Below are 20,127 nucleotides of genomic sequence, written 5' to 3'. Positions count from 1 at the left end.
GCGCCCGATGGACGCCAGCCGCACCGACCTGACGCGCCTTGGCCGCATCCGCGCCTTCACGCGGGATCTGTGGACGCTGGCGCTGCCCTATTTCCGCTCGGAAGACCGGAGATGGGCCTGGAGCCTGCTGGCCGTCGTCGTCGCGATCAACCTGTTCCTGGTCTACATGCAGGTCCAGTTCAACCTGTGGAACGGCCGTTTCTACAACGCCCTGCAGCACAAGGACTGGCCCACCTTCATCCATGAGCTGTGGGTGTTCAGCGGCCTGGCCGTCGTCTACATCGCCGCCAGCCTGGTCGCGTTCTACACCGATCAATGGCTGCAGGTGCGATGGCGGCGATGGCTGACCGGCCGCGTGGTCGATTCCTGGCTGGCGGGCCGCGCCTATTACCGCATCGAGATGGCCCACTCTGTCGACAACCCCGACCAGCGCATCGCCGACGATGTGCGGCTGTTCGTGAGCTACACCATGTCGCTGTCGATCGGGCTGGTGAGCGCCGTGGCGACGCTGTTCACCTTCCTGTTCCTGCTGTGGGAAACGTCGGGCCCGCTGGTGCTGCCGCTGTTCGGCACCGAGGTCAGCATCCCCGGCTACATGGTCTGGGTGGCGCTGCTCTATGCCGTGGCCGGCACCTGGCTGACGCACGTCATCGGCCGGCCGCTGATCAACCTGGGCTTCCAACGCCAGCGCCTGGAGGCGAATTTCCGCTTCGACCTGATGCGCCTGCGCGAGAACGCCGAGCCGATCGCGCTCTACCAGGGTGAGGCGCGCGAGAACGCCGGCCTGCGCGCCCGCTTCGGCGAGGTGATCGACATCTGGTGGGCCTATATCCGGGCCCGCACGCGGCTGGCCCTCTTCACCACCGGCTACAACCAGATCGCGATCATCTTCCCCTACGTCGCCGCCAGCCCGCGCTACTTCAGCGGCGCCTTCGAGCTGGGCCAGCTGATGCAGATCGCCGACCAGTTCAGCCAGGTCCAGGGCTCGCTCAGCTACTTCGTCTCGGCCTACACCGACATCGCCGAATGGGGCGCGGTGATCAACCGCCTCAAGGGCTTCGACGGCGCCATCACCCACGCCCGCGCGCTGCAGACCATCACCCGCGCACCGCACGCCGAGCCCGACCTCACCGCCCGCGGCCTGTCGCTGAACCTGCCTGACGGGCAGGCGCTGCTGGCCGACGTCAACCTCGACCTCAAGCCCGGCGAGCGCACCCTGATCACCGGCGCTTCGGGCAGCGGCAAGAGCACGCTGTTCCGGGCGCTGGCGGGCCTGTGGCCCTGGGGCCGCGGCAAGGTCGGCCTGCCCGAGGGCGTGCGCGTGCTGTTCCTGCCGCAGAAGACCTATCTGCCGATCGGCCCGCTGCGCGAGGCGGTGATGTACCCGGCGCACGCCACGGCGGCCGACGACGACGCCATCGCCGCGGCGCTGCGCGCCGTCGACCTGGCGCCGCTGGCCGACAAGCTCGACGAGCCGGCGCACTGGGCCCAGCGCCTGTCGCCGGGCGAGCAGCAGCGCCTGGCCGTCGCCCGGGCGCTGCTCTACCGGCCCGACTGGCTGTTCCTCGACGAGGCCACGGCCTCGCTCGACGAGCCGCACGAGGCCCAGCTCTACCGCCTGCTGCACGAGAAGCTGCCGGACACGACCATCATCTCGATCGGCCACCGCCCGTCCCTGCGGCAATGGCACGATCGCCTGCTGACCCTGGCGCCCGGCCGCGACGGCCAGCGCGTGCTGGCCGAAGCCCGGACGTAAGAGGCCTCCCCCAACGCAGTTGGGGGAGGTGGCCGGAGGCCGGAGGGGGAGCCGACGTGGTCTCAGTTGCATAGACCACGTCGGCTCCCCTCCGCCCCTTCGGGGCACCTCCCCAGCTTCGCTGGGGAGGAAAATGCGTGCTCTCCGTAAGGCCCAGGCTTGATCAGCCCCAGGGGCCGCGGCGCGGGCGCTCGACCGGGCCGGTGTTCCATGGCCGGGCCGGACCGCGGCGGGGCGGCATCTCCGGCGCGGCGCCCCAGGGGCCGGACGGGCGCGCCGCCGTGGCGCCGCCGTAATAGGATCCGCCGGCCGCCGGCATGGCGCCGGCCATCTGCTGCAGACGCGCGATGCGGTCCGCCATCGAGGGGTGCGTCGAGAACAGGCTGGCGAAGCCGCCGCCCGACAGCGGGTTGACGATGAACATATGCGCCGTCGCCGGGTTGCGCTCGGCCGGCTCGTTGACGACACCGCCGCGCGCCAGGGTCTCGAGCTTGCCCAGGGCCGACGCCAGCCACAGCGGGTTGCCGCAGATCTCGGCGCCGCCGCGGTCGGCCTCGTACTCGCGGCTGCGGCTGATCGCCATCTGCACCAGCGAGGCCGCCAGCGGCGCCAGGATCATCGCCGCCACCGCCCCGATCGCGCCCAGGCCGCCGCCGCGGTCGCCTTCGTCGCGCCGCCCGAACAGCGACTGGAACATGAAGATCTGGCCGAGCGCGCCGATGGCGCCGGAAATCGTCGCCGCCACCGTCATGGTGAGCGTGTCACGGTGCTTCACATGCGCCAGCTCGTGCGCCATCACGCCCGCGATCTCCTCGCGCGACAGGCCGTTGAGCAGGCCGGTGGTGGCGGCAACGGCGGCGTGCTGCGGCGAGCGGCCGGTGGCGAAGGCGTTGGGCTGGTCGGTGTCGATGACATAGACCCGCGGCATCGGCAGGCCGGCGCGCTGCGCCAGCTGCTGCACGAGGCCGTGATACACCGGCGCGTCCTGCGGCCCGACCTCGCGCGCGCCGTACAGGCGCAGCACGATGCTGTCGCTGAACCAGAACGACGCCACATTGCCGACCACGGCAATGGCAAGCGCGATCAGCATGCCGCTCTGGCCGCCCAGCGCGTAGCCGACGACCAGGAACAGCGCCGTCAGCGCTGCCAGCAGCAGACCGGTCCGCACGTAGTTCATCGATGCCCTCCATCGCGACGCCGGCATCCCGAGGGCGTCCGCGACCGGCCTCAACATGGGAACAGACGCGCAACGATCAAGCCTTGGCGGAAAGGCGCGCGGCGACCATATAATAGACATCATGGGTATCGCTCCACCGTCACCTCTGCCCGCCGCGCCGGCGGACGGAACCGCTGAAACGCAAGCCGGCAGCGGCAAGCCGACGCAGCCGCGCCAGCCCGCGCCGGCGGCCCCGACGCCGGAGATCGGCGGCCCGCCGGGGCCCGAGCCGACCCGCTACGGCGACTGGCAGTTCAATGGCCGGGTCACTGACTTCTGAATTGCCCGTATGCAGGCGGGCAAGCGTCCTTGCGCACTGCAGCAACGCAGGCTAAGAGCGCGCAGCACCTGCGTCCCGGGTCTCCGTGGAGCCGTCTATGGCCTATGTCGTCACTGAAGCTTGCATCAAGTGCAAGTACATGGATTGCGTGGAAGTCTGTCCGGTCGACTGCTTCTACGAAGGCGAGAACATGCTCGTCATCAACCCGGACGAATGTATCGACTGCGGCGTCTGCGAACCCGAGTGCCCGCCCGAGGCGATCAAGCCCGATACCGACGGCGACCAGGAGCGTTGGCTGGAGGTCAACAGGGAATATTCGGCCAAGTGGCCAAATATTACCCGGAAGGGCGAGGCGCCGGCCGACGCCGATAGTTTCAGGGGCGTGCCGGACAAGTTTGAGACCCTGTTCAGCCCCGAGCCGGCGAAGCGCTGACCTGCCCTGACGGGTGAGCGACTTATCATTTGGTGCGGAGCCGTGCGCTAGGTGCATGGCTTAACGCTCCCCTCTGCGCCGCAAGCGTTGCTAAATTGCAACATTGCACGCGACTCCGTGCGCCCTTTGTGGTATTAAAATAATCGCATGACGGCGGTTCGAGGGGACCACCGCACGCCCGATCCAACCGGTCGGTCTCAGCCGGAGTCGAAGGGGGAACAGGGACACCGCTTCAGGCGGGGCGGGGTGCTTTGTTCCATGCGTATGCGTGAGGTTACGGGACGGCTGAGATCGAGAGGCTGGATAGGTGACGCGGGTTGGGGCCGCGTCGTGTGGCGTGTGTGGTTCCGAAGATCGGCGGCGGCCAATGCAGGCGGAGAGGGAACCCGAGATGGCCACCAAAAAGAGTGTGACTGCGGCCAAGATCCGTGCCGCGGCCCGAGCGCAGGCGAAGAGCGCCAGCAGGAGCAAGCCTGATGCCCGGACAAGGCTGGTGGCGCGAGGGAAGAGCGACGCCCGCAGCAAGACAACCGAACCCAAAGCGAAGAGCGAGATGAAGAGCAGCAAGTCCCCCGCAGTCAAGTTGGCAGCGAACAAGCCCTCGCCGGCGGCAGCAAAGCCGGCGCCCATCAAGGCCCCCGAGCCCAAGGCGTCGGACCTCGTGTTCGACAAGGGCGATTTCGTGGTCTACCCGACTCATGGCGTCGGCCGCGTGGTCGATATCGAGGAGCGCCAGATCGCCGGCCACAAGCTCGATCTGTTCGTGATCTCCTTCGAGCAGGACCGCATGACGCTGCGTGTGCCGGTCGCCAAGGCGAAGGTCTCCGGCCTGCGCAAGCTGAGCTCGCGCAAGATCATGGACAGCGCGTTGACGACGCTGAAGGGCCGCTCGCGCGTCAGCCGCGCGATGTGGAACCGGCGCGCCCAGGAGTACGAGGCCAAGATCAACTCCGGTGATCCGGTGTCGATCGCCGAGGTGGTGCGCGACCTGCATCGCAACGCCGGCCAGCCCGACCAGTCCTACAGCGAGCGCCAGATCTACGAGGCGGCGCTGGACCGTCTGGCGCGCGAGCTCGCCGCCGTCGAGCGCATCGACAAGGATACCGCCACGCAGAAGCTGCAGGGCGTGCTGAACACCATGCTGAAGCAGGCGGCGTAAGACCGTCTCACCTGTTTCGAACATGACGGGCGGCCCCAGGGCCGCCCGTCATGTTTTTGGGAGCGCCGGCTTCCAGCCGGCATCGGCGCGAAGCGCCGGATCATGAGCCGGCTGGAAGCCGGCGCTCCCACACTTCAGTCCACCTTCGCCACCAGCACCTGGTCGATGCGGCGGCCGTCCATGTCGACCACCTCCAGGCGCCAGCCGTCGATCACGATCGACTCGGCCGTGGCCGGCACCCGGCGCATTTCGTGCAGGATCAGGCCGGCGACGGTGTGGTAGCGGCGGTCCTTGGGCACCGGCACGCCCAGCGCGTCCTCCAGCGTCTCGACCGCCAGCGCGCCGCTGACCAGCCACGAGCCGTCCGTGCGCTGCACGATCGCGGGCTCGCCCACCGCCACGCCCGTCACGGTGCCGGCGCGGATCGCCTGCAGCGCGTCGGCCGGGGTCACGATGCCCTCGCCGTGGCCGTACTCGTCGACCACCAGCCCCAGCACGTCGGGGCCGCGCAGGCGGTCCAGCGCCTGCAGCGCATCGAGGGTGTCGGGCAGCAGCACCGGCTGGCGCAGCAGCTCGCGCAGCGGCTTGCTGCCGCCGTCCAGGCGGTCGAGCAGGAACTCGCGCACGTGCAGCACGCCCACGACATTGTCGGGATTGCCGTCGCAGGCCAGCAGCCGCGTGCGCTCCGAGTCGCGGATCACGCGCATCAGGGCCGCGTCGGTGCAGCTCACGTCGACCCATTCGATGTCGAGCTGCGGCGTCATGATGGCGCGCACCGAGATGTCGGCCAGCCGCATCACGCCCGCCAGCATGCGCCGCTCGTCGGCATCGACGATGCCCGCCGACTCGGCCTCGGCGATCATCGAGCGGATCTCCTCCTCGGTGACGTGCCGGCGTTCGGCGCCGGCGCGCCCGAACAGCCGCAGCACGACGGCGGACGACCAGTCGAGCAGCGCCACGGCGGGCGTGGCGATCCTGGCCAGCACCGCCATCGGCCCGGCGATGCCGGCGGCGATGCGCTCCGGCGAGCGCAGCGCGATCTGCTTGGGCACCAGCTCGCCGATGATCAGCGACAGGTAGGTGATCGCCGCCACGACCAGGCCGAACGCCGTGTTGTCGGCGGTCTGGTGCGGCAGGCCGTAGCTTTCGAGGACGCCGGCCAGCTTGTCCGCCAGGGTGGCGCCGCTGAAGGCACCGGCGAGCACACCGATCAAGGTGATGCCGATCTGCACCGTCGACAGGAACCGACCGGGCGCGTCGGCCAGCGCCAGCGCCTGGCGCGCGCCCCTGTTGCCGCGGTCCGCCAGCGGCTTCAGCAAGCCGCGCCGGGACGACACCACGGCCATTTCTGACATCGACAGCAGCCCGTTGATGATGATCAGCACCACAACGATGGCAATCTCGACGGCGATCATGATCTCCTCTCTATGGCCGAGGCAGCGCTCGGCGGCAGCCCCACACTCGCCGGTTCGAACCCGGACGGCAAGACGGCGATCTGTCATCCCTCGCCGCCGCGGAAGATGCAGCAGCACGGCCATGCGCCAGACGCGTGCGTTGAGCGCGGTCCGATGCGATAGTCTGCGCCCGCCAGATGGAGGAGACGCATGGTCGCGACGGCGCGGCCCGTGGGCGAGCGGCGCAGCCGCGAGTCCTATGGGCGCTACTACGAGGATTTCGAGGTCGGCGATATCTACGAGCACCGGCCCGGCCGCACGATCTGCGAGGCCGACAACACCTGGTTCACCCTGCTGACCATGAACCAGCACCCGCTGCACTTCGACAAGGAGTACGCCAGGCACAGCGAGTTCGGGCAGCCGATCGTGAATTCGTGCCTGACGCTGTCGATCGTGGCCGGCATGTCGGTATCGGACGTCAGCCAGAAGACGATCGCCAATCTCGGCTGGACCGACATCAAGATGCCGGCGCCGGTGTTCAACGGCGACACGCTCTATGCCGAGACCGAGGTGCTGGCCAAGCGCGAATCGGCTTCGCGGCCCACCGCCGGCATCGTCACGGTGAAGACCGTGGCGCACAAGCAGGACGGCAGGATGGTGATGGAGTTCACCCGCCAGATGCTGATCCCCAAGCGCGGCCACGCCGTCGACGACAAGGCCAACTATTGAGAATTTTCCTCCCCAGCTTTGCTGGGGAGGTGCCCCGAAGGGGCGGAGGGGAGCCGACGTGGTCTCAGTTGCCAAGACCTCGTTGTCTCCCCCTCCGGCCTTCGGCCACCTCCCCCAGCTTCGCTGGGGGAGGAACCAGGAACCGACATGACCCAAGCGACAGAACGCCTCGACAACGAGGCCGTCACGCCCGAGGAAGAAGCCCAGATCCTCGATTCGGTGCGCAAGTGGCTGGCGCGCGACGTGAAGCCCTATGCGCGCCAGCTCGAGCATGACGACGTCTGGCCGGCCGAGATGGTCGAGCAGATGACCGAGCTCGGCTTGTTCGGCGCCACCATCCGCCGCGCCTATGGCGGGCTGGGGCTGGGCGCGTCGACCTATTCCAGGATCGTGACCGAGGTCGCCGAGGTCTGGATGTCGCTGTCCGGCATCTTCAACTCGCACCTGATCATGGCCTCGGCCGTGCAGCGTTTCGGCACCGAGCAGCAGAAGAGCCGCTACCTGCCGCAATTCGCCTCCGGCACGCTGCGCGGCGGCCTGGCGCTGACCGAGCCCGATTGCGGCACCGACCTGCAGGCCATCCGCACCCGCGCCGTGCACGACGGCGAGCACTACGTGATCAACGGCACCAAGACCTGGATCTCCAACGGCATCCACGGCCATTGCGTGGCCATCCTGGTGAAGACCCAGGACATCGAGCCACGGCACAAGGGCCTGTCGATGTTCGTGGCCGAGAAGGGACCGGGCTTCACCGTCAGCCGCAAGCTCGAGAAGCTGGGCTACAAGGGCATCGATTCGGCCGAGCTGATCTTCCAGGACTATCGCGTGCCGGCCGCCAACCTGATCGGCGGCGTCGAGGGCAAGGGCTTCGTGCACACCGCCGGCGGCCTGGAGCTGGGCCGCATCAACGTGGCGGCGCGCGGCGTGGGCGTCGCCACCGCGGCGCTGAAGGCGGCGACCGGCTATGCCCAGATCCGCAAGACCATGGGCAAGCCGATCCACCAGCACCAGGCGATCGCGCTCAAGCTCGCCGACATGGCCACGCGCACCGAGGCGGCGCGGCTGCTGGTCGAGCAGGCGGCCAGGGCCTATGACGACGGCCGCCGCTGCGACATGGAGGCCGGCATGGCCAAGCTGTTCGCCACCGAGGCGGCGCTGGAGAACGCCACCGAGGCGCTGCGCATCCACGGCGCCTACGGCTATTCCAAGGAGATGGACGTCGAGCGCTACTATCGCGACGCGCCGCTGCTGTGCATCGGCGAAGGCACCAACGAGATCCAGCGCCTGATCATCGCCCGCCAGCTCATCGAGCGGAACCCGGTGTGAGCAGGGCTGACGTCATCCCGAGCGCCAGCGAGGGATCTTGCCGTGGTTCGTGCGACCACGAGCGATGCTGGCGACGGCTGGGACCGCGTCGCTCCAGCGACGCTCATGATCCGGCGCTGCGCGCCGGTGCGCCGCTGGAGCGGCGCGGTCCGGCCCGTCGCCAGAGGCGCCGAAGCCTCAATGATGCCTGAAGGGGGAGCCGCGCCGTGACCCTGCCGCTGGCCGGCATCCGCATCCTGACCGTCGAGCATTACGGCGCCGGCCCGTTCGGCACCGTGCACCTCGCCGACCTCGGCGCCGACGTCATCAAGATCGAGGCGCGCGATTCGGGCGGCGACATGTCGCGCGGGGTCGGCCCGCACCATCTGGGCGCGCACGACAGCACGTTCTTCCAGCCCTACAACCGCAACAAGCGCTCGCTGTGCCTGGACCTCAAGGCGGCGCGCGGCCGGGCGGTCTTCCATCGCCTCGTCGCCGGTGCCGATGCCGTGTTCAACAACCTGCGCGGCAGCCAGCCCGGCCGCCTCGGCCTGGCCTATGCCGACCTGGCGGCGCACAACCCGCGCATCGTCTGCGGCCACCTCTCGGCCTATGGCCGCGGCGGCAGCCGCGCCGACCGGCCCGGCTATGACTACCTGCTCCAGGCCGAGTGCGGCTATGTCGCCGTCACCGGCGAGCCCGACGCGGCGCCGGCGCGCATGGGCCTGTCGGTGGTCGACCACCTCACCGGGCTCACCGCGGCGCTGGGGCTGCTGGCGGCCATCGTCGGCGCGCGGCGCGACGGCAAGGGCCGCGACGTCGACGTGTCGCTCTACGACACCGCCATCCATCAGACGACCTACCCCGCCGCCTGGTACCTGAACCACGGCGCCGAGACCACGCGCCTGCCGCGCTCGGCGCATCCCTCCATCGCGCCGTCGCAGCTGTTCCCGACCGCCGACGGCTGGCTGTTCGTGATGTGCCAGACCCAGCGTTTCTGGGAGAAGCTCTGCGCCGGCATCGGCGCGCCGGCCCTGGCCACGGATCCGCGCTTCGCCACGCCCGCCGACCGCCGCGCCAACCGCGCCGCGCTCAGCGACGTGCTCGACGGGCATTTCACGCAGCGCACGACGGCGCAATGGATGGCCGGCCTGGCCGGCAGCGTGCCGCTGGCGCCGGTGCTGACGCTGGCCCAGGCGCTCGACAACGGCTTCCTGCACGAGCGCCGCGGCGTCCAGTCGATGCCGCATGCCGAGCTGGGCACGCTGCACCTGCTGGCCGACCCGATCCGCCTCGACGGCGAGCCTCTGCCGGCGCGCGCCGCGCCGGCGCTGGGCGCCGACGGCGCCGATGTGCTGGCCGAATCAGGCTTCACCGCGGCCGAGATCGAGGCGCTGCAGCGCGACGGCGTGATCTAGCATGCCCATCGAACCACCATCCAGGAATGTCTCTGATGAAGCTTGACGGCATCAAGGTGCTGGACCTGTCGTCCTTCCTGCCCGGCCCACATCTGACCATGATGATGGCCGACCACGGCGCCGACGTGATCCGCATCGAGCCGCCCGGCGGTGAGCCGACGCGGCAGATCGGCGTGCGCGAGGCCGGCAGCACCGTGTATTTCCGCAACACGCAGCGCGGCAAGCGCAGCCTGATGCTGGATCTCAAGCAGAAGCAGGCCGTCGACATCTTCATGCGGCTGGCCGAGCGCGCCGACGTGATCGTCGAGTCGTTCCGGCCCGGCGTGGTCGACCGCCTGGGCGTGGGCTACGAGGCGGTGAAGGCGCGCGCCCCGCGCGTGGTCTACTGCTCGATCTCGGCCTACGGCCAGGACGGCCCGTCGCGCGACCGTCCCACGCACGATCTCGGCATCCAGGCCGAGCTCGGGCTGCTGGCGGCCAACACCGGCGCCGACGGCAGGCCGGCCATGCCGGCGGTGCCGGCGGCCGACGCCACGGCCTCGCTGATGGCGCTCAACGGCATCCTGATGGCGCTGCTGCGGCGCACCCAGACCGGCCGCGGCGACTACATCGACATCGCCATGATGGACACGCTGCTGGCCTGGATGCCCAACGTGATGGGCCCGGTGTTCGGCGAGAACCGCATGCCCAATCCGCGCCACGAGCGCACCTGGGGCGGACATGCGATGTACAACATCTACGAGACCGCCGACGGGCGCCATCTCGTGCTCGGCGGCTCGGAGCTGAAGTTCACCCGCAACCTGCTGACCGACCTGGGCCGTCCCGACCTGGTCGCGCTCTGCCAGCAGGGCCCCGGACCGGTCGAGGACCCGGTGCGCGACTTCTTCCGCCAGACCTTCCGGCAGAAGACGCTGGCGCAGTGGATGGACTGGTTCAAGGGCCGCGACGTCTGCGTCTCACCTGTGAACGACATGCTGGAAGCGATCCACGATCCGCATGTGCAGCACCGCAAGATGGTGGTGACCGACGGGCGCGGCCTGAAGCACCTGGGCATCCCCATCAAGTTCCGCGACGAGCCGGGCCGCATCGACTTCGCATGGCCCGAGCTGGGCGCGCACGGGCCCGCGATCCTGCGCGACCTGGGCTATGCCGACGACGAGATCGCGCGGCTGCGCGAGAAGGATGTGATCTGAGGCGCCGGTCGGCGATCAGGTCCACATTGGCGGCGACTCGGCTTCGTCGACAACGCCTTCGTAGTCCGGAGCCTCGGGGATCAGCTGGTCATCATCGGGCCACGGCGGATGGTGCGCCTCGAAGCTGGCCAGCGACACCCGCATCGCGGCCTTGCGATCATGTCCTGCCGCCTTCTTGTCAGCCTGCGCCGACGCCACCTCGGCCAGGGACCGGACCACATCGGGCCGCGTCTTACCGAAGTTCTTGGCGTAGAGCTTGACTATATAGTCCGGCAGCTTGAGCTTCCAGGGCTGCTGCTTGGTGCCGACAAGCTTGCCCAATTTCTTGGGATTGAGGCCTAGCTCGCGCGCCATCTGCACGTGGGCGTGCGACAGGTGAAAGCGCTGTTGCGCTTCGGCCCAGGGCTTCAACGCGTTGGGCAGCGGTGCGGGTTTCTTCGCCATGGCGCATCGTACCGGATTTAGGTTGATTCGCTCATAACTGACGTCAGAATCCGCGTCATCGTGAATTTACGTCAACAATCATGGCGATGGATCGTATCGGCGACATGACGGCGTTCGTGAAGGTGGTGGAGGCCAACGGCTTCTCTGCCGCCGCGCCGCAGCTGGGCCTGACGCCGTCCGCGATCAGCAAGCTCATCACGCGCCTGGAGGAGCGGCTGGGCGTGCGGCTGTTCAACCGCACGACGCGCAAGCTGGCGCTGACCGAGGCCGGCGAGGCGTTCTACCGCGACGCCGCCCGCATCGTAAGCGATGTCGAGGCCGCCGAGGCCGCGATCGGCCAGCGCGGCGGCGAGGCGCGCGGCCTGCTCAAGGTCACCACCTCGCTGGCGTTCGGCTCGCACCAGATCCTGCCGCTGGTGCCCGAGTTCCTGAAGCTCCATCCCGGCGTCGAGCTCGACCTTTCCTTCACCGACCGGGTCGTCGACCTGGTGCAGGAAGGCTTCGACGTCGCCTTCCGCATCGGCGTGCTGGCCGATTCGAGCTTCGTGGCCCGCAAGATCGGCGCCGACCGCCGGGTCGTGGTGGCGGCGCCCGCCTACCTGGCGGCGCATGGCGAGCCGCTGCATCCCGCCGACCTGTCGGGCCACAACTGCCTGGGCTTCCGCGACCGCATGCACATGAACCGCTGGCCGTTCGTGATCGACGGCGAGCTGCGCGAGGTGCAGGTGCGCGGCAATTGCCGCGCCGACGACGGCGACATGCTCTACCATCTCGCCGAAGCCGGCGTCGGCGTCGTGCGGCTCACCCGGCTCACGGTCGCCAAGGCCATCCGCGAGGGGCGGCTCAGGCAGGTCCTCACGCCCTTCACGCCCGACGACGCGGTGCCGATCCACGCCGTCTATCCGCATCGCCGCCTGCTGCCGCCCAAGGTGACGGCGTTCGTCGACTTCCTGTCCGCCAAGTTCGATCCCCCGCCCTGGGAGTTGTGACGGAGCTACCCCTCTCCGCCCGCGAAGCGGGGGGAGAGGGAGGGGCCCATCGTGCGCAGCACGATGGGAGGGTGAGGTGGGTGTTGAAGCGAGGCTGGATCAGGCAGGATGGATCACCTTCGTTCGAGCACCCACCTCACCCTCCCATCGCTTCGCGATGGGCCCCGCCCTCTCCCCCCGCTTCGCGGGCGGAGAGGGAATCTCCTTCGATCCGCCGGCGCAGGTCGCGCTGGGCGGCGCGGCCCAGCGGGAAGCGCCACAGCACCAGCGCCGCCAACACGTGCAGGATGGCCGGCAGCAGCACGAACAGCAGCACCAGGCCATGCAGCGCCGCGTCGTCGTTGCGCGTGCCGGTGCGAAAGCCGATCCACTCCAGCAGCGGATAGGTGATGCCGACCGCCAGGGCTAGGCCGATCTTCTCGGTCATGGCCAGCAGGCCGAAATAGACGCCGGCCTGCATGCGGCCGGTGCGCACCTGGTCGTCGTCGGTGATGTCGGCCATCATCGCCTTCATCAGGAAGCGGTGCGAGGCATAGGGCAGGCCGAACAGCGCGATCATCGCCAGCGCCGCCCAGAAGTTCCCCGGCGGCGCCACCAGGAACACCGGCAGCAGCACCAGCGAGTAGAGCTGGGCCCAGATCAGCGCCGTGTGCTTCTCGGCCCGCTTGCTGAGCCACACCCAGAACGGGATGGCCAGGCACCCGGTCACGAAATAGGCCAGCATCAGCACGCCCGAGCGATCCCCCAGCGCGAACGCGTCGCGCGCGATGAAGACGATCAGCGAGCCCGACACGCCGCTCGACAGGCCGACCAGCAGGTCAGCCGCCAGCAGGCGCCGCAACGGCCGGCTGCCGACCAGCGCCCCGACCACGTCGCGCCAATGCGCCTCGGCGCGCTCGCTCACCTTGGTCTCGGGCACCCAGGCCAGCGCCGCGATGAAGGTGATCGGCAGCAGCACGATGATGAACCAGCCGACGCCGCGCATCTTGTCGCGCAGCGCCGGGGCGCCCATCAGCTCGTAGGCCGCCGGGATGATCAGCACCGTGATCAGCCCGACCATCAGCGCCGCCTGGTAGGCGCCCTGGATGCGCGTGCGCGCGTCATAGTCGGTGGCCAGCTCGGCGCTCCAGGCCAGGATCGAGATGGTGGCGAAGGTCCAGCCCACATACATCGCCAGCAGCCAGAACAGCAGGTAGGTGCCGCCCACCGTGCCGGCCGGCGCGAAGATCATCCAGACGCTCAGCATCAGGATGGGCAGCGCCAGCGCGATCCACGGCTTGCGGCGGCCGAAGCGCGTGCCGTGGCGGTCGGCGAGCAGGCCGAACACCGGGTCGATGGCGACGTCGAAGAAGCGCGTGATCATGAAGATCCAGCCGACCGTCGCCAGCCCCAGCCCCATCTCGTCGGCGTAGAAAGGCGGCAGGTAGACCACGATCGGCAGGCCCAGCCCGGCGACCGGCAAAGCCTGCGAGATGAACGCCAACAACGATACGCGCGACAGACGCATGCCCCCTCCCGACGCTTCTTCCGGCTGTGGTGGCGCACGATGGCGCAGCCGGCCGGGGGACGCAACGCCGCATGGCGTTTTCGCGGCATGGCGCCGAACGCGCACCGTGCTACGGTCCGGCCCGACCATGGTTGGCCTGCGTCATTCCATCATCGGCGCGGCAGTGGCGTTGTCGCTCACGGCATGCGCCGCCGTCGCGCCCGAGCCGCCGCCGGAAACCGGCGACGCCCGCGAACGCTACGCACCGGGAGCGCATCAGGCGCTGCTGGCGTGGCTCGACGGCGAGTGGAAGGCCTTCGGTGCGCGCGGACGCGGCCATGTCGTCGATCTGCGCCGCGTCGGACCGCCCGAGCCGGCGCGCTGGCCCGAGGACGCCGCGCCGGAACGGCGCCTGTGCGAGCACATCCGCAGCGCCTACTGGACCCCGGTGACGGGAACGCCCGACCGCTCCGAGCTGGCATCCTCACGCCAGGACCCGCCGCAGCTGCCGGTCTGCAGCAATGCCTGGTCGGCGGTGTTCATCTCCGCGGCGCTGCGCAGCGCCGGCGTGCAGGCGCGCGATTTCCGCTTCGATCCGCTGCATTCGGCCTACCTCAAGGACATCCTGCGCCGCTACCGCGCCTATGCCGCGGCGCCGGACCGGCATCAGATACCGCTGTTCGTGCCGCATCCGCTGGAAACCTACGCGCCGCGGCCCGGCGACCTGATCTGCGCCACGCGGCGGGGCGAGGCCGATGCGGTGCTGCGCGTCATCTTCCTGCCCAGCGGGACGCGCGCGCAGCAGAGCTGGGACGCGGCGCTGGACGCCATGGATTTCGGCCATTGCGACATCGTGGTCGAGATCGACGCGCGGCGGCGCACGATGAGCGCCATCGGCGGCAATGTGCAGGACACCGTGTCCAGGTCGCTGCTGCCGCTCGATGCCGACGGCCGCCCGCTGCGCACGATCGAGCGGCCCTGGTTCATCGTGGTCGAGAACAGGTTGCCTTGAGGAGATGACAGTCATGAGCGCAGTCGCCGGCGAGAAGCCCGTGTTGTGGTCCATCGACGCGCGGGGCGTGGCCACGGTCGTGCTGAACCGCCCGCACGTCAACAACGCCTATGACGGCGCCATGATCGACGGCCTGCATGCCGCCATGGACGCGCTGGGACAGCACGACAAGCTGCGCCTGGTGGTGCTGCGCGGCAACGGCAAGCACTTCCAGGCCGGCGCCGACCTGGCCTGGATCCGCGCCGTGGCGGCGCAATCGGAGGACGAGAACGTGCGCGTCTCGCGCGCCACCGCCGAGGCCATCCGCCGGCTCGACGCCGTGCCCGTGCCGACGCTGGCGCTGGTGCAGGGCGGCTGCTTCGGCGGCGGCACCGGCATCGTCGCCGCCTGCGACCTGGTGATCGCGACCGAGGATGCGCAGTTCTCCATCACCGAGACACGCTGGGGCCTGATGGCCGGCATCATCGTGCCGCAGCTCAACGCCGCCATCGGCGTGCGCCAGGTGCGCCGCTACGCCCTCACCTGCGAGCGCTTCGGCGCCGCCGAGGCGCGCCGCATCGGCCTGGTGCACGAGGTCTGCACCGCCGCCGATCTCGACAAGACGGCCGAAGCCTTCATCGACATGCTGCTGATGAACGCCGCCGACGCCAACGCCCAGACCAAGGCCGTGGCGCGCGCCTATGCCGGCCTCGATGTCGGCGACGTCGCCTATGACGGCCTGGTGCGCCAGCACGCCGCCAAGCGCCGCTCGCCGGAGGCCACCGAAGGCCTCGACAGCTTCCGCCAGAAGCGCAAGCCGAGCTGGTACCCGGGGTAGTCAGCTTCGTCGATGGCGCGAAGCCCTGCGGCAGCCCAAGCCGTCATCCCGAGCGTAGCGAGGGATCTCCTGCGGCAAGCGCACCGTGCGTCTTTCGCAGGAGATCCCTCGCTACGCTCGGGATGACGGAAGGCAGAGCGGCACGCCCCTGCGTCCTGTGCTATGACCCCACCGTGTCGCAATCCAGGAGGAACAACGTCCCATGGCCAATGTCGGTGAAGTGATCGTGAGGGCCGACCGGCTGACCGATTTCGTCAAGGCCATCTGCGAGAAGGACGGCAGCGACGCGCAGGAGGCGACCATCGTCGCCGAGAACCTGGTGCTCGCCAACCTGTTCGGCCATGACAGCCACGGCGTCGGCATGGTGCCGCGCTACATCGAGAACGCCCGCGCCGGCGACTGCAAGCGCAACTGGCACGCCGAGATCGTGCTCGACAACGGCCCCCTCATCACCGTCGACGGCGGCAAGGGCTACGGCCAGGTGGTGGCGCGCGAGGCCATGCAGTTCGGCATCGAGCGCGCCAAGGCGCACGGCGTCTGCGTCGTGGCCTTGCGCAACTGCCACCATATCGGCCGCATCGGCGCCTGGGGCGAGCAGTGCGCCGACGCCGGCCTGATCTCGACCCACTATGTCAACGTTCACGGCCACAAGTCGCTGGTGGCGCCGTTTGCCGGCGCCGAGGCGCGCTTCACCACCAATCCCTATTGCTGCACCATCCCCGGCGACAACGGCGAGCACATCGTGCTCGATTTCGCCACCAGCCAGGTCGCCATGGGCAAGGTGCGCGTCGCCTACAACAAGCGCGAGCAGATGGAGCCCGGCCTGCTGATCGACCACGACGGCAATCCCAGCACCGATCCGGGCGTGATGTGGGGCAACGGCCCGTTCGGCGCTATCCTGCCGTTCGGCCTGCACAAGGGCGGCGGCCTGGCGGTGATCTGCGACATCCTCGCGGGCGCCCTGACCGGCGGCCTGACGCACTCGCCCAAGACGATCAAGCACAACACCGGCGACATCGTGAACAACATGCTGTCGATCATCATCGACCCGGCCAGGCTGGGCGGCAGCGAGGTCTGGCGGCAGGACACGCAGGACTTCGTCGCCTGGGTGAAGTCGTCGCGGCCGCAGCCCGGCGTCGCCTCCGTGCTGGTTCCGGGCGAGCCCGAGCGCCAGCGCCGCACCGACCGCCTGGCCAAGGGCATCGCCATCGACGAGACGACCTGGGGCCAGCTCTGCGACACGGCCCGGCTGGTGGGCCTCAGCGAGGCGGAGGTCAAGGCCCTCGCGGGCGTCTAGCGTCTGGAAGCGCCGATCGCTGATACACCCGTCATCCCGCGCAGCGAGGGATCTCCTGCAAGCGACGCACGGTGCGCCATTCGCGGGAGATCCCTCGCGGCGCTCGGAGCTTGTGATCTTATCCTTCCCCCGGAGGGGGAAGGTGGCGCGAAGCGCCGGAAGGGGGATGTTGCAACGGATTCGGTGTGACTGAGGACCAGCGAATTCGTTCAAACATCCCCCATCCACCTCTGACGTTTCGACGCGACAGCGTCGAAACGTCATTTCGGGACACCTTCCCCCTCCGGGGGAAGGATTAAAGTCACACACTCCCGGGATGACAGTCACGACTCACCTTCAACCGATAGCCGGCAATAGCCCGAACCTTGATCGGCCGTTGACCTTTATGCGCAAGCTCTCTTGCCTATGCGCAACCATGATTGCGTCGATGCGGGTTGGTTGCGTATAGATTCGCCGTACTTGCGCATATTAGCGTCTATACGCAACCAAAAGGCAGCCCGTGGGACATCGACGAGCAGAGCCTGAGGCCGCGGTGAACGGTAGAGCAGCCGCCCTTGTGACGCACAAGACTCGGGACTTCGAGCAAGCTGCTGCCCTGTTCGGCGTGCCCGTACGGACACCAGCTCAGCTTTTGCAGGAGTTGATGCCATGAGCAAGAAGACCTACCCGTTGAAGTTGCCGGAGTCGGTGAAACATGCTGCGGCGCGGCTTGCACTGCAGGATGGCGTTTCGCTTAATCAATGGATCGCAGCCGCGGTCGCTGAGAAGGTGGGGGTCGTGGAGACGGCCGCTACCTTCTTGAAGGCACGCGCAGGAGCAGCGAAACCGACCGATCTTCTGTACTATCTCGACCGTGCACGGCAGGAGGCACCCGGCGAGGCCGATCGCATTGACGGCCCTGAAACCCGGCCGGCCGGCCGACCGGTCAAGGCCAGGCGCTAGCGGCCCTTGAACACCGGCCGGCGCTTCTCGGCGAAGGCGCGCCTTGCCTCCTGGGCGTCCTCCGAGCTTTGCAGGATTCCGCCGGCGTTCGAGGTCAGGACCATGGTGGTCTCCAGCGTGCTGTCGAGCGCCGCGCGCATGACGCGCTTGCCGACCCACTGCACCAGCGGCGGGATGCCGATGATGCGCTGGCACAACGCGCGCGTTGCCTCCTCCAGCTGCTCCGACGGCACCAGGTGGTTGAGCAGGCCCCAGGCATGGGCGCGCTCGGCGTCGAGCTCGCCGGTGTAGGCGAACTCCAGCGCCCGCCCCAGCCCCACCATCTTGGGCAGATAGTACGAGCCGCCGTTCTCGATGATCTGCCCGGCGTTGTGATAGGCGACGAAGCGGGTCTTCTCGCAGCCCATCCTGATGTCGCAGTGCAGCGCCATGTCCATGCCGGCGCCGACCGCGGGCCCGTTGATCATCGCGATGGTCGGCTTGCGGATCAGCGAGATGTCGCGATGCAGCTTGGTGAGGCCGTGGAAGAAGTGCTCGCGCGCGGCGTCCGGCCCTTCATGCGGGCCGCGGTTGCCGGGGAAGTTGGGGCCGGTCACGTCTGGCGACGGCCGTGACCTGAGGTCGGCGCCGGCGCAGAAGGCGCGCCCCACGCCGGTCAGCACGATGACCCGGATGTCGGGATCGTCGTCGCCGGCGCGCATGTACTCGCCCACCTTGCTCACCGTGCCGTTCTCCTCGGCCGTGCCGACGAGCGCGTTCAGGCGGTCGGGGCGGTTGAACCTGATCCAGAGGATGCCGCTCTCCTCCGGCTCGTAGGTAAGATAGTCGACCAGCTTCGGTCCCATGGGTGCCTCGTCGTTCGGGGAGCTCAACTCTATGGCAGCCGATCCGCATGCGCCCGTGCAAGTCCGCCGCGGTTTCGCCTTGTGGGCCGCTATCGCTCGCCTGAGCTGGTGTGGAATGGTGGCGCCGGGCAACCCGCCGCTGCGCTCACGCCCGGGCATCGATGCCATCAGGCGAATCCGCCGCCAGCACTGTGTCCAGCACGACCCTTGCCGCATGCGGACGGCCCAGCGGCACGATCCGGCGCCGCATCGCGTCGAGGTGCCCGGGGTGCTCCAGCAGCAGGCGGATGCGGTATTCCAGGGCGGCGGCATCGATCGCCTTCAACGCGACACCCTGCTCCAGCAGGTAGTCGGCGTTGCGCTCCTCCTGGCCTGGGATCGGCGAGTTGACGATCATCGGCACGCCCATGGCGAGGCACTCGGACGTGGTCAGCCCGCCCGGCTTGGTGATGACGAGGTCGGTGCAGGCCATCAGGCGCTCGACCCGATGCGTGAAGCCCTGGGGAAACAACCGTGCGGGGTGCGCCTTCGCCACCGCGCGCAAGGCATCGAGCATGCTCTCGTTGCGCCCCGCCAGAGCGATCAGCTGAAAATCGCTCGCCACGCGCAGCAGGCGTGCGGCCAGCGCATCCAGCCCGCCGAGGCCGGCGGCGCCGGCCATCATCAGGAACGTCTGGCGCCCGGGATCGAGGCCGATTTCGGCAGCGCAGGCCTTGCGGTCCGGCGGCAGGCCGAAGGCCGGCATCACCGGGATGCCGCTGACATGCACCGCGTCGGCGGACAGGCCGCGCTCGACCATGCGCCAGGCGACCTCGTCATTGGCGGCGAAGTAGCCCCGCATGCCCGGCACCAGCCACATGCGATGAAGATCGAAGTCCGTCACCTGCACCCAGACGGGCACATGCAGGTTGCCCTGGCGCAGCTCCCGCGACAGCAGCTCCGCCGGCAGAAAATGCGTGCAGATGATCGCGTCGGGCGCGTGGCGCCTGATGTATGCGTGCAGCGCCCGGCAGTTGAGCCGTTCGACGGCCCGGCGAATCCGCTGGGCGAGCGATCGCGGCGATGCTTCGTCGGTCTTCTGGTACAGATAGCTCCAGAGCGCCGGCTGGTTGTTGACCAGGTCGACGTAAAGGTCCGTGTACAGCGCGCGGAAGCCGGATGACACGACATCCATCACATCGAGATGCGTGGCCTCGATGCCGGCCGGATGCGTGGCAGCGTGCGCCCGCAATGCCTCCGCGGCGCGGACATGGCCGCCGCCTGCGCTCACGCTCAACATGAGGATCTTCTTCACGGTGCATGCCCCACGGACGCTGGTGAACCCAGCTGTCCAGGATAGCATCATCTGCCGGATCCGCCGTCCGGTCGGCCACGGCCGGCAGCGACGGGACTCGCCCCTCCCCCCGGAATGG

The 20,127-nt window shown here is 69.0% G+C and carries 19 protein-coding genes; 13 read left to right on the top strand and 6 right to left on the bottom strand.

Features of this window, described 5'->3' with window-relative positions:
- The first annotated feature begins 7 nt into the window (after positions 1 to 7).
- Positions 8 to 1,756, top strand: coding sequence for an ABC transporter ATP-binding protein/permease (locus FHP25_RS28890; RefSeq protein WP_147850456.1), 1,749 nt, complete (start codon positions 8 to 10; stop codon positions 1,754 to 1,756).
- Between the two features lie 163 nt (positions 1,757 to 1,919).
- On the opposite strand, the gene htpX is transcribed toward FHP25_RS28890, so the two are convergent.
- Positions 1,920 to 2,933, bottom strand: coding sequence for a zinc metalloprotease HtpX (htpX, locus tag FHP25_RS28885; protein WP_147850455.1), 1,014 nt, complete (start codon positions 2,931 to 2,933; stop codon positions 1,920 to 1,922).
- Positions 2,934 to 3,054: 121 nt separating this feature from the next.
- Between htpX and FHP25_RS28880 the strand changes: the two genes are divergently transcribed.
- From FHP25_RS28880 to FHP25_RS28870, 3 genes are all read left to right on the top strand, one after another.
- Entirely contained in the window at positions 3,055 to 3,252 is a 198-nt protein-coding gene (locus FHP25_RS28880) for a succinate dehydrogenase assembly factor 4 (protein WP_147850454.1), read from the top strand.
- A 97-nt stretch (positions 3,253 to 3,349) separates the two neighbouring features.
- Positions 3,350 to 3,685 carry a ferredoxin FdxA gene (fdxA, locus tag FHP25_RS28875; protein WP_147850453.1) on the top strand — a complete coding sequence of 112 codons (336 nt, stop codon included), beginning with the start codon at positions 3,350 to 3,352 and terminating at the stop codon, positions 3,683 to 3,685.
- A 553-nt stretch (positions 3,686 to 4,238) separates the two neighbouring features.
- Complete coding sequence (locus FHP25_RS28870; protein WP_147850452.1) at positions 4,239 to 4,844, top strand: CarD family transcriptional regulator; 606 nt, start codon at positions 4,239 to 4,241, stop codon at positions 4,842 to 4,844.
- Positions 4,845 to 4,978: 134 nt separating this feature from the next.
- Here the strand turns inward: FHP25_RS28870 and FHP25_RS28865 are convergent, their stop codons facing one another.
- Entirely contained in the window at positions 4,979 to 6,259 is a 1,281-nt protein-coding gene (locus FHP25_RS28865; RefSeq protein WP_147850451.1) for a hemolysin family protein, read from the bottom strand.
- Between the two features lie 189 nt (positions 6,260 to 6,448).
- Here FHP25_RS28865 and FHP25_RS28860 point away from each other — a divergent pair, with 189 nt between their 5' ends.
- From FHP25_RS28860 to FHP25_RS28845, 4 genes are all read left to right on the top strand, one after another.
- The gene (locus FHP25_RS28860) at positions 6,449 to 6,967 is read left to right on the top strand and encodes a MaoC family dehydratase (protein WP_147850450.1); all 519 of its coding nucleotides are present in this window, start codon (positions 6,449 to 6,451) and stop codon (positions 6,965 to 6,967) included.
- A gap of 147 nt (positions 6,968 to 7,114) precedes the next feature.
- Complete coding sequence (locus FHP25_RS28855; protein ID WP_147850449.1) at positions 7,115 to 8,293, top strand: acyl-CoA dehydrogenase family protein; 1,179 nt, start codon at positions 7,115 to 7,117, stop codon at positions 8,291 to 8,293.
- A 206-nt stretch (positions 8,294 to 8,499) separates the two neighbouring features.
- Positions 8,500 to 9,690, top strand: a complete 1,191-nt coding sequence (locus FHP25_RS28850; RefSeq protein ID WP_147850448.1) for a CaiB/BaiF CoA transferase family protein — start codon at positions 8,500 to 8,502, stop codon at positions 9,688 to 9,690.
- Between the two features lie 35 nt (positions 9,691 to 9,725).
- A complete protein-coding gene (locus FHP25_RS28845; RefSeq protein ID WP_147850447.1) occupies positions 9,726 to 10,883 on the top strand; it encodes a CaiB/BaiF CoA transferase family protein in 1,158 nt (385 codons plus the stop codon).
- Positions 10,884 to 10,898: 15 nt separating this feature from the next.
- On the opposite strand, the gene FHP25_RS28840 is transcribed toward FHP25_RS28845, so the two are convergent.
- Entirely contained in the window at positions 10,899 to 11,327 is a 429-nt protein-coding gene (locus FHP25_RS28840) for a hypothetical protein (protein ID WP_147850446.1), read from the bottom strand.
- Positions 11,328 to 11,407: 80 nt separating this feature from the next.
- Between FHP25_RS28840 and FHP25_RS28835 the strand changes: the two genes are divergently transcribed.
- Positions 11,408 to 12,316: a LysR family transcriptional regulator gene (locus FHP25_RS28835; protein WP_147850445.1), complete on the top strand. Its 909-nt coding sequence runs from the start codon at positions 11,408 to 11,410 to the stop codon at positions 12,314 to 12,316.
- Between the two features lie 136 nt (positions 12,317 to 12,452).
- On the opposite strand, the gene FHP25_RS28830 is transcribed toward FHP25_RS28835, so the two are convergent.
- Positions 12,453 to 13,823 carry an MFS transporter gene (locus FHP25_RS28830; RefSeq protein WP_178133858.1) on the bottom strand — a complete coding sequence of 457 codons (1,371 nt, stop codon included), beginning with the start codon at positions 13,821 to 13,823 and terminating at the stop codon, positions 12,453 to 12,455.
- A 127-nt stretch (positions 13,824 to 13,950) separates the two neighbouring features.
- Between FHP25_RS28830 and FHP25_RS28825 the strand changes: the two genes are divergently transcribed.
- The 4 genes from FHP25_RS28825 to FHP25_RS41545 all read left to right on the top strand — a co-directional run bounded on the left by FHP25_RS28825 (position 13,951) and on the right by FHP25_RS41545 (position 17,870).
- Positions 13,951 to 14,814, top strand: a complete 864-nt coding sequence (locus FHP25_RS28825; protein ID WP_178133857.1) for a DUF2272 domain-containing protein — start codon at positions 13,951 to 13,953, stop codon at positions 14,812 to 14,814.
- A 13-nt stretch (positions 14,815 to 14,827) separates the two neighbouring features.
- On the top strand, positions 14,828 to 15,631 hold the full coding sequence (locus tag FHP25_RS28820; RefSeq protein ID WP_147850442.1) for an enoyl-CoA hydratase-related protein: 804 nt from the start codon (positions 14,828 to 14,830) through the stop codon (positions 15,629 to 15,631).
- Positions 15,632 to 15,833: 202 nt separating this feature from the next.
- Positions 15,834 to 16,928: a malate/lactate/ureidoglycolate dehydrogenase gene (locus tag FHP25_RS28815; protein ID WP_147850441.1), complete on the top strand. Its 1,095-nt coding sequence runs from the start codon at positions 15,834 to 15,836 to the stop codon at positions 16,926 to 16,928.
- A 648-nt stretch (positions 16,929 to 17,576) separates the two neighbouring features.
- Positions 17,577 to 17,870, top strand: coding sequence for a pilus assembly protein HicB (locus tag FHP25_RS41545; protein WP_218578682.1), 294 nt, complete (start codon positions 17,577 to 17,579; stop codon positions 17,868 to 17,870).
- On the opposite strand, the gene FHP25_RS28805 is transcribed toward FHP25_RS41545, so the two are convergent.
- Together FHP25_RS28805 and FHP25_RS28800 are read right to left on the bottom strand one after the other, a co-directional pair.
- Positions 17,867 to 18,715, bottom strand: a complete 849-nt coding sequence (locus FHP25_RS28805; protein WP_178133856.1) for an enoyl-CoA hydratase/isomerase family protein — start codon at positions 18,713 to 18,715, stop codon at positions 17,867 to 17,869. The genes FHP25_RS41545 and FHP25_RS28805 overlap by 4 nt on opposite strands.
- Before the next feature lie 145 nt (positions 18,716 to 18,860).
- Complete coding sequence (locus tag FHP25_RS28800) at positions 18,861 to 19,994, bottom strand: MGDG synthase family glycosyltransferase (protein WP_218578680.1); 1,134 nt, start codon at positions 19,992 to 19,994, stop codon at positions 18,861 to 18,863.
- Positions 19,995 to 20,127: the final 133 nt, after the last annotated feature.

This window comes from Vineibacter terrae (assembly GCF_008039615.1).
GTDB classification, from domain to species: domain Bacteria; phylum Pseudomonadota; class Alphaproteobacteria; order Reyranellales; family Reyranellaceae; genus Vineibacter; species Vineibacter terrae.
This window is presented reverse-complemented; position numbering and strand designations above follow the sequence as displayed.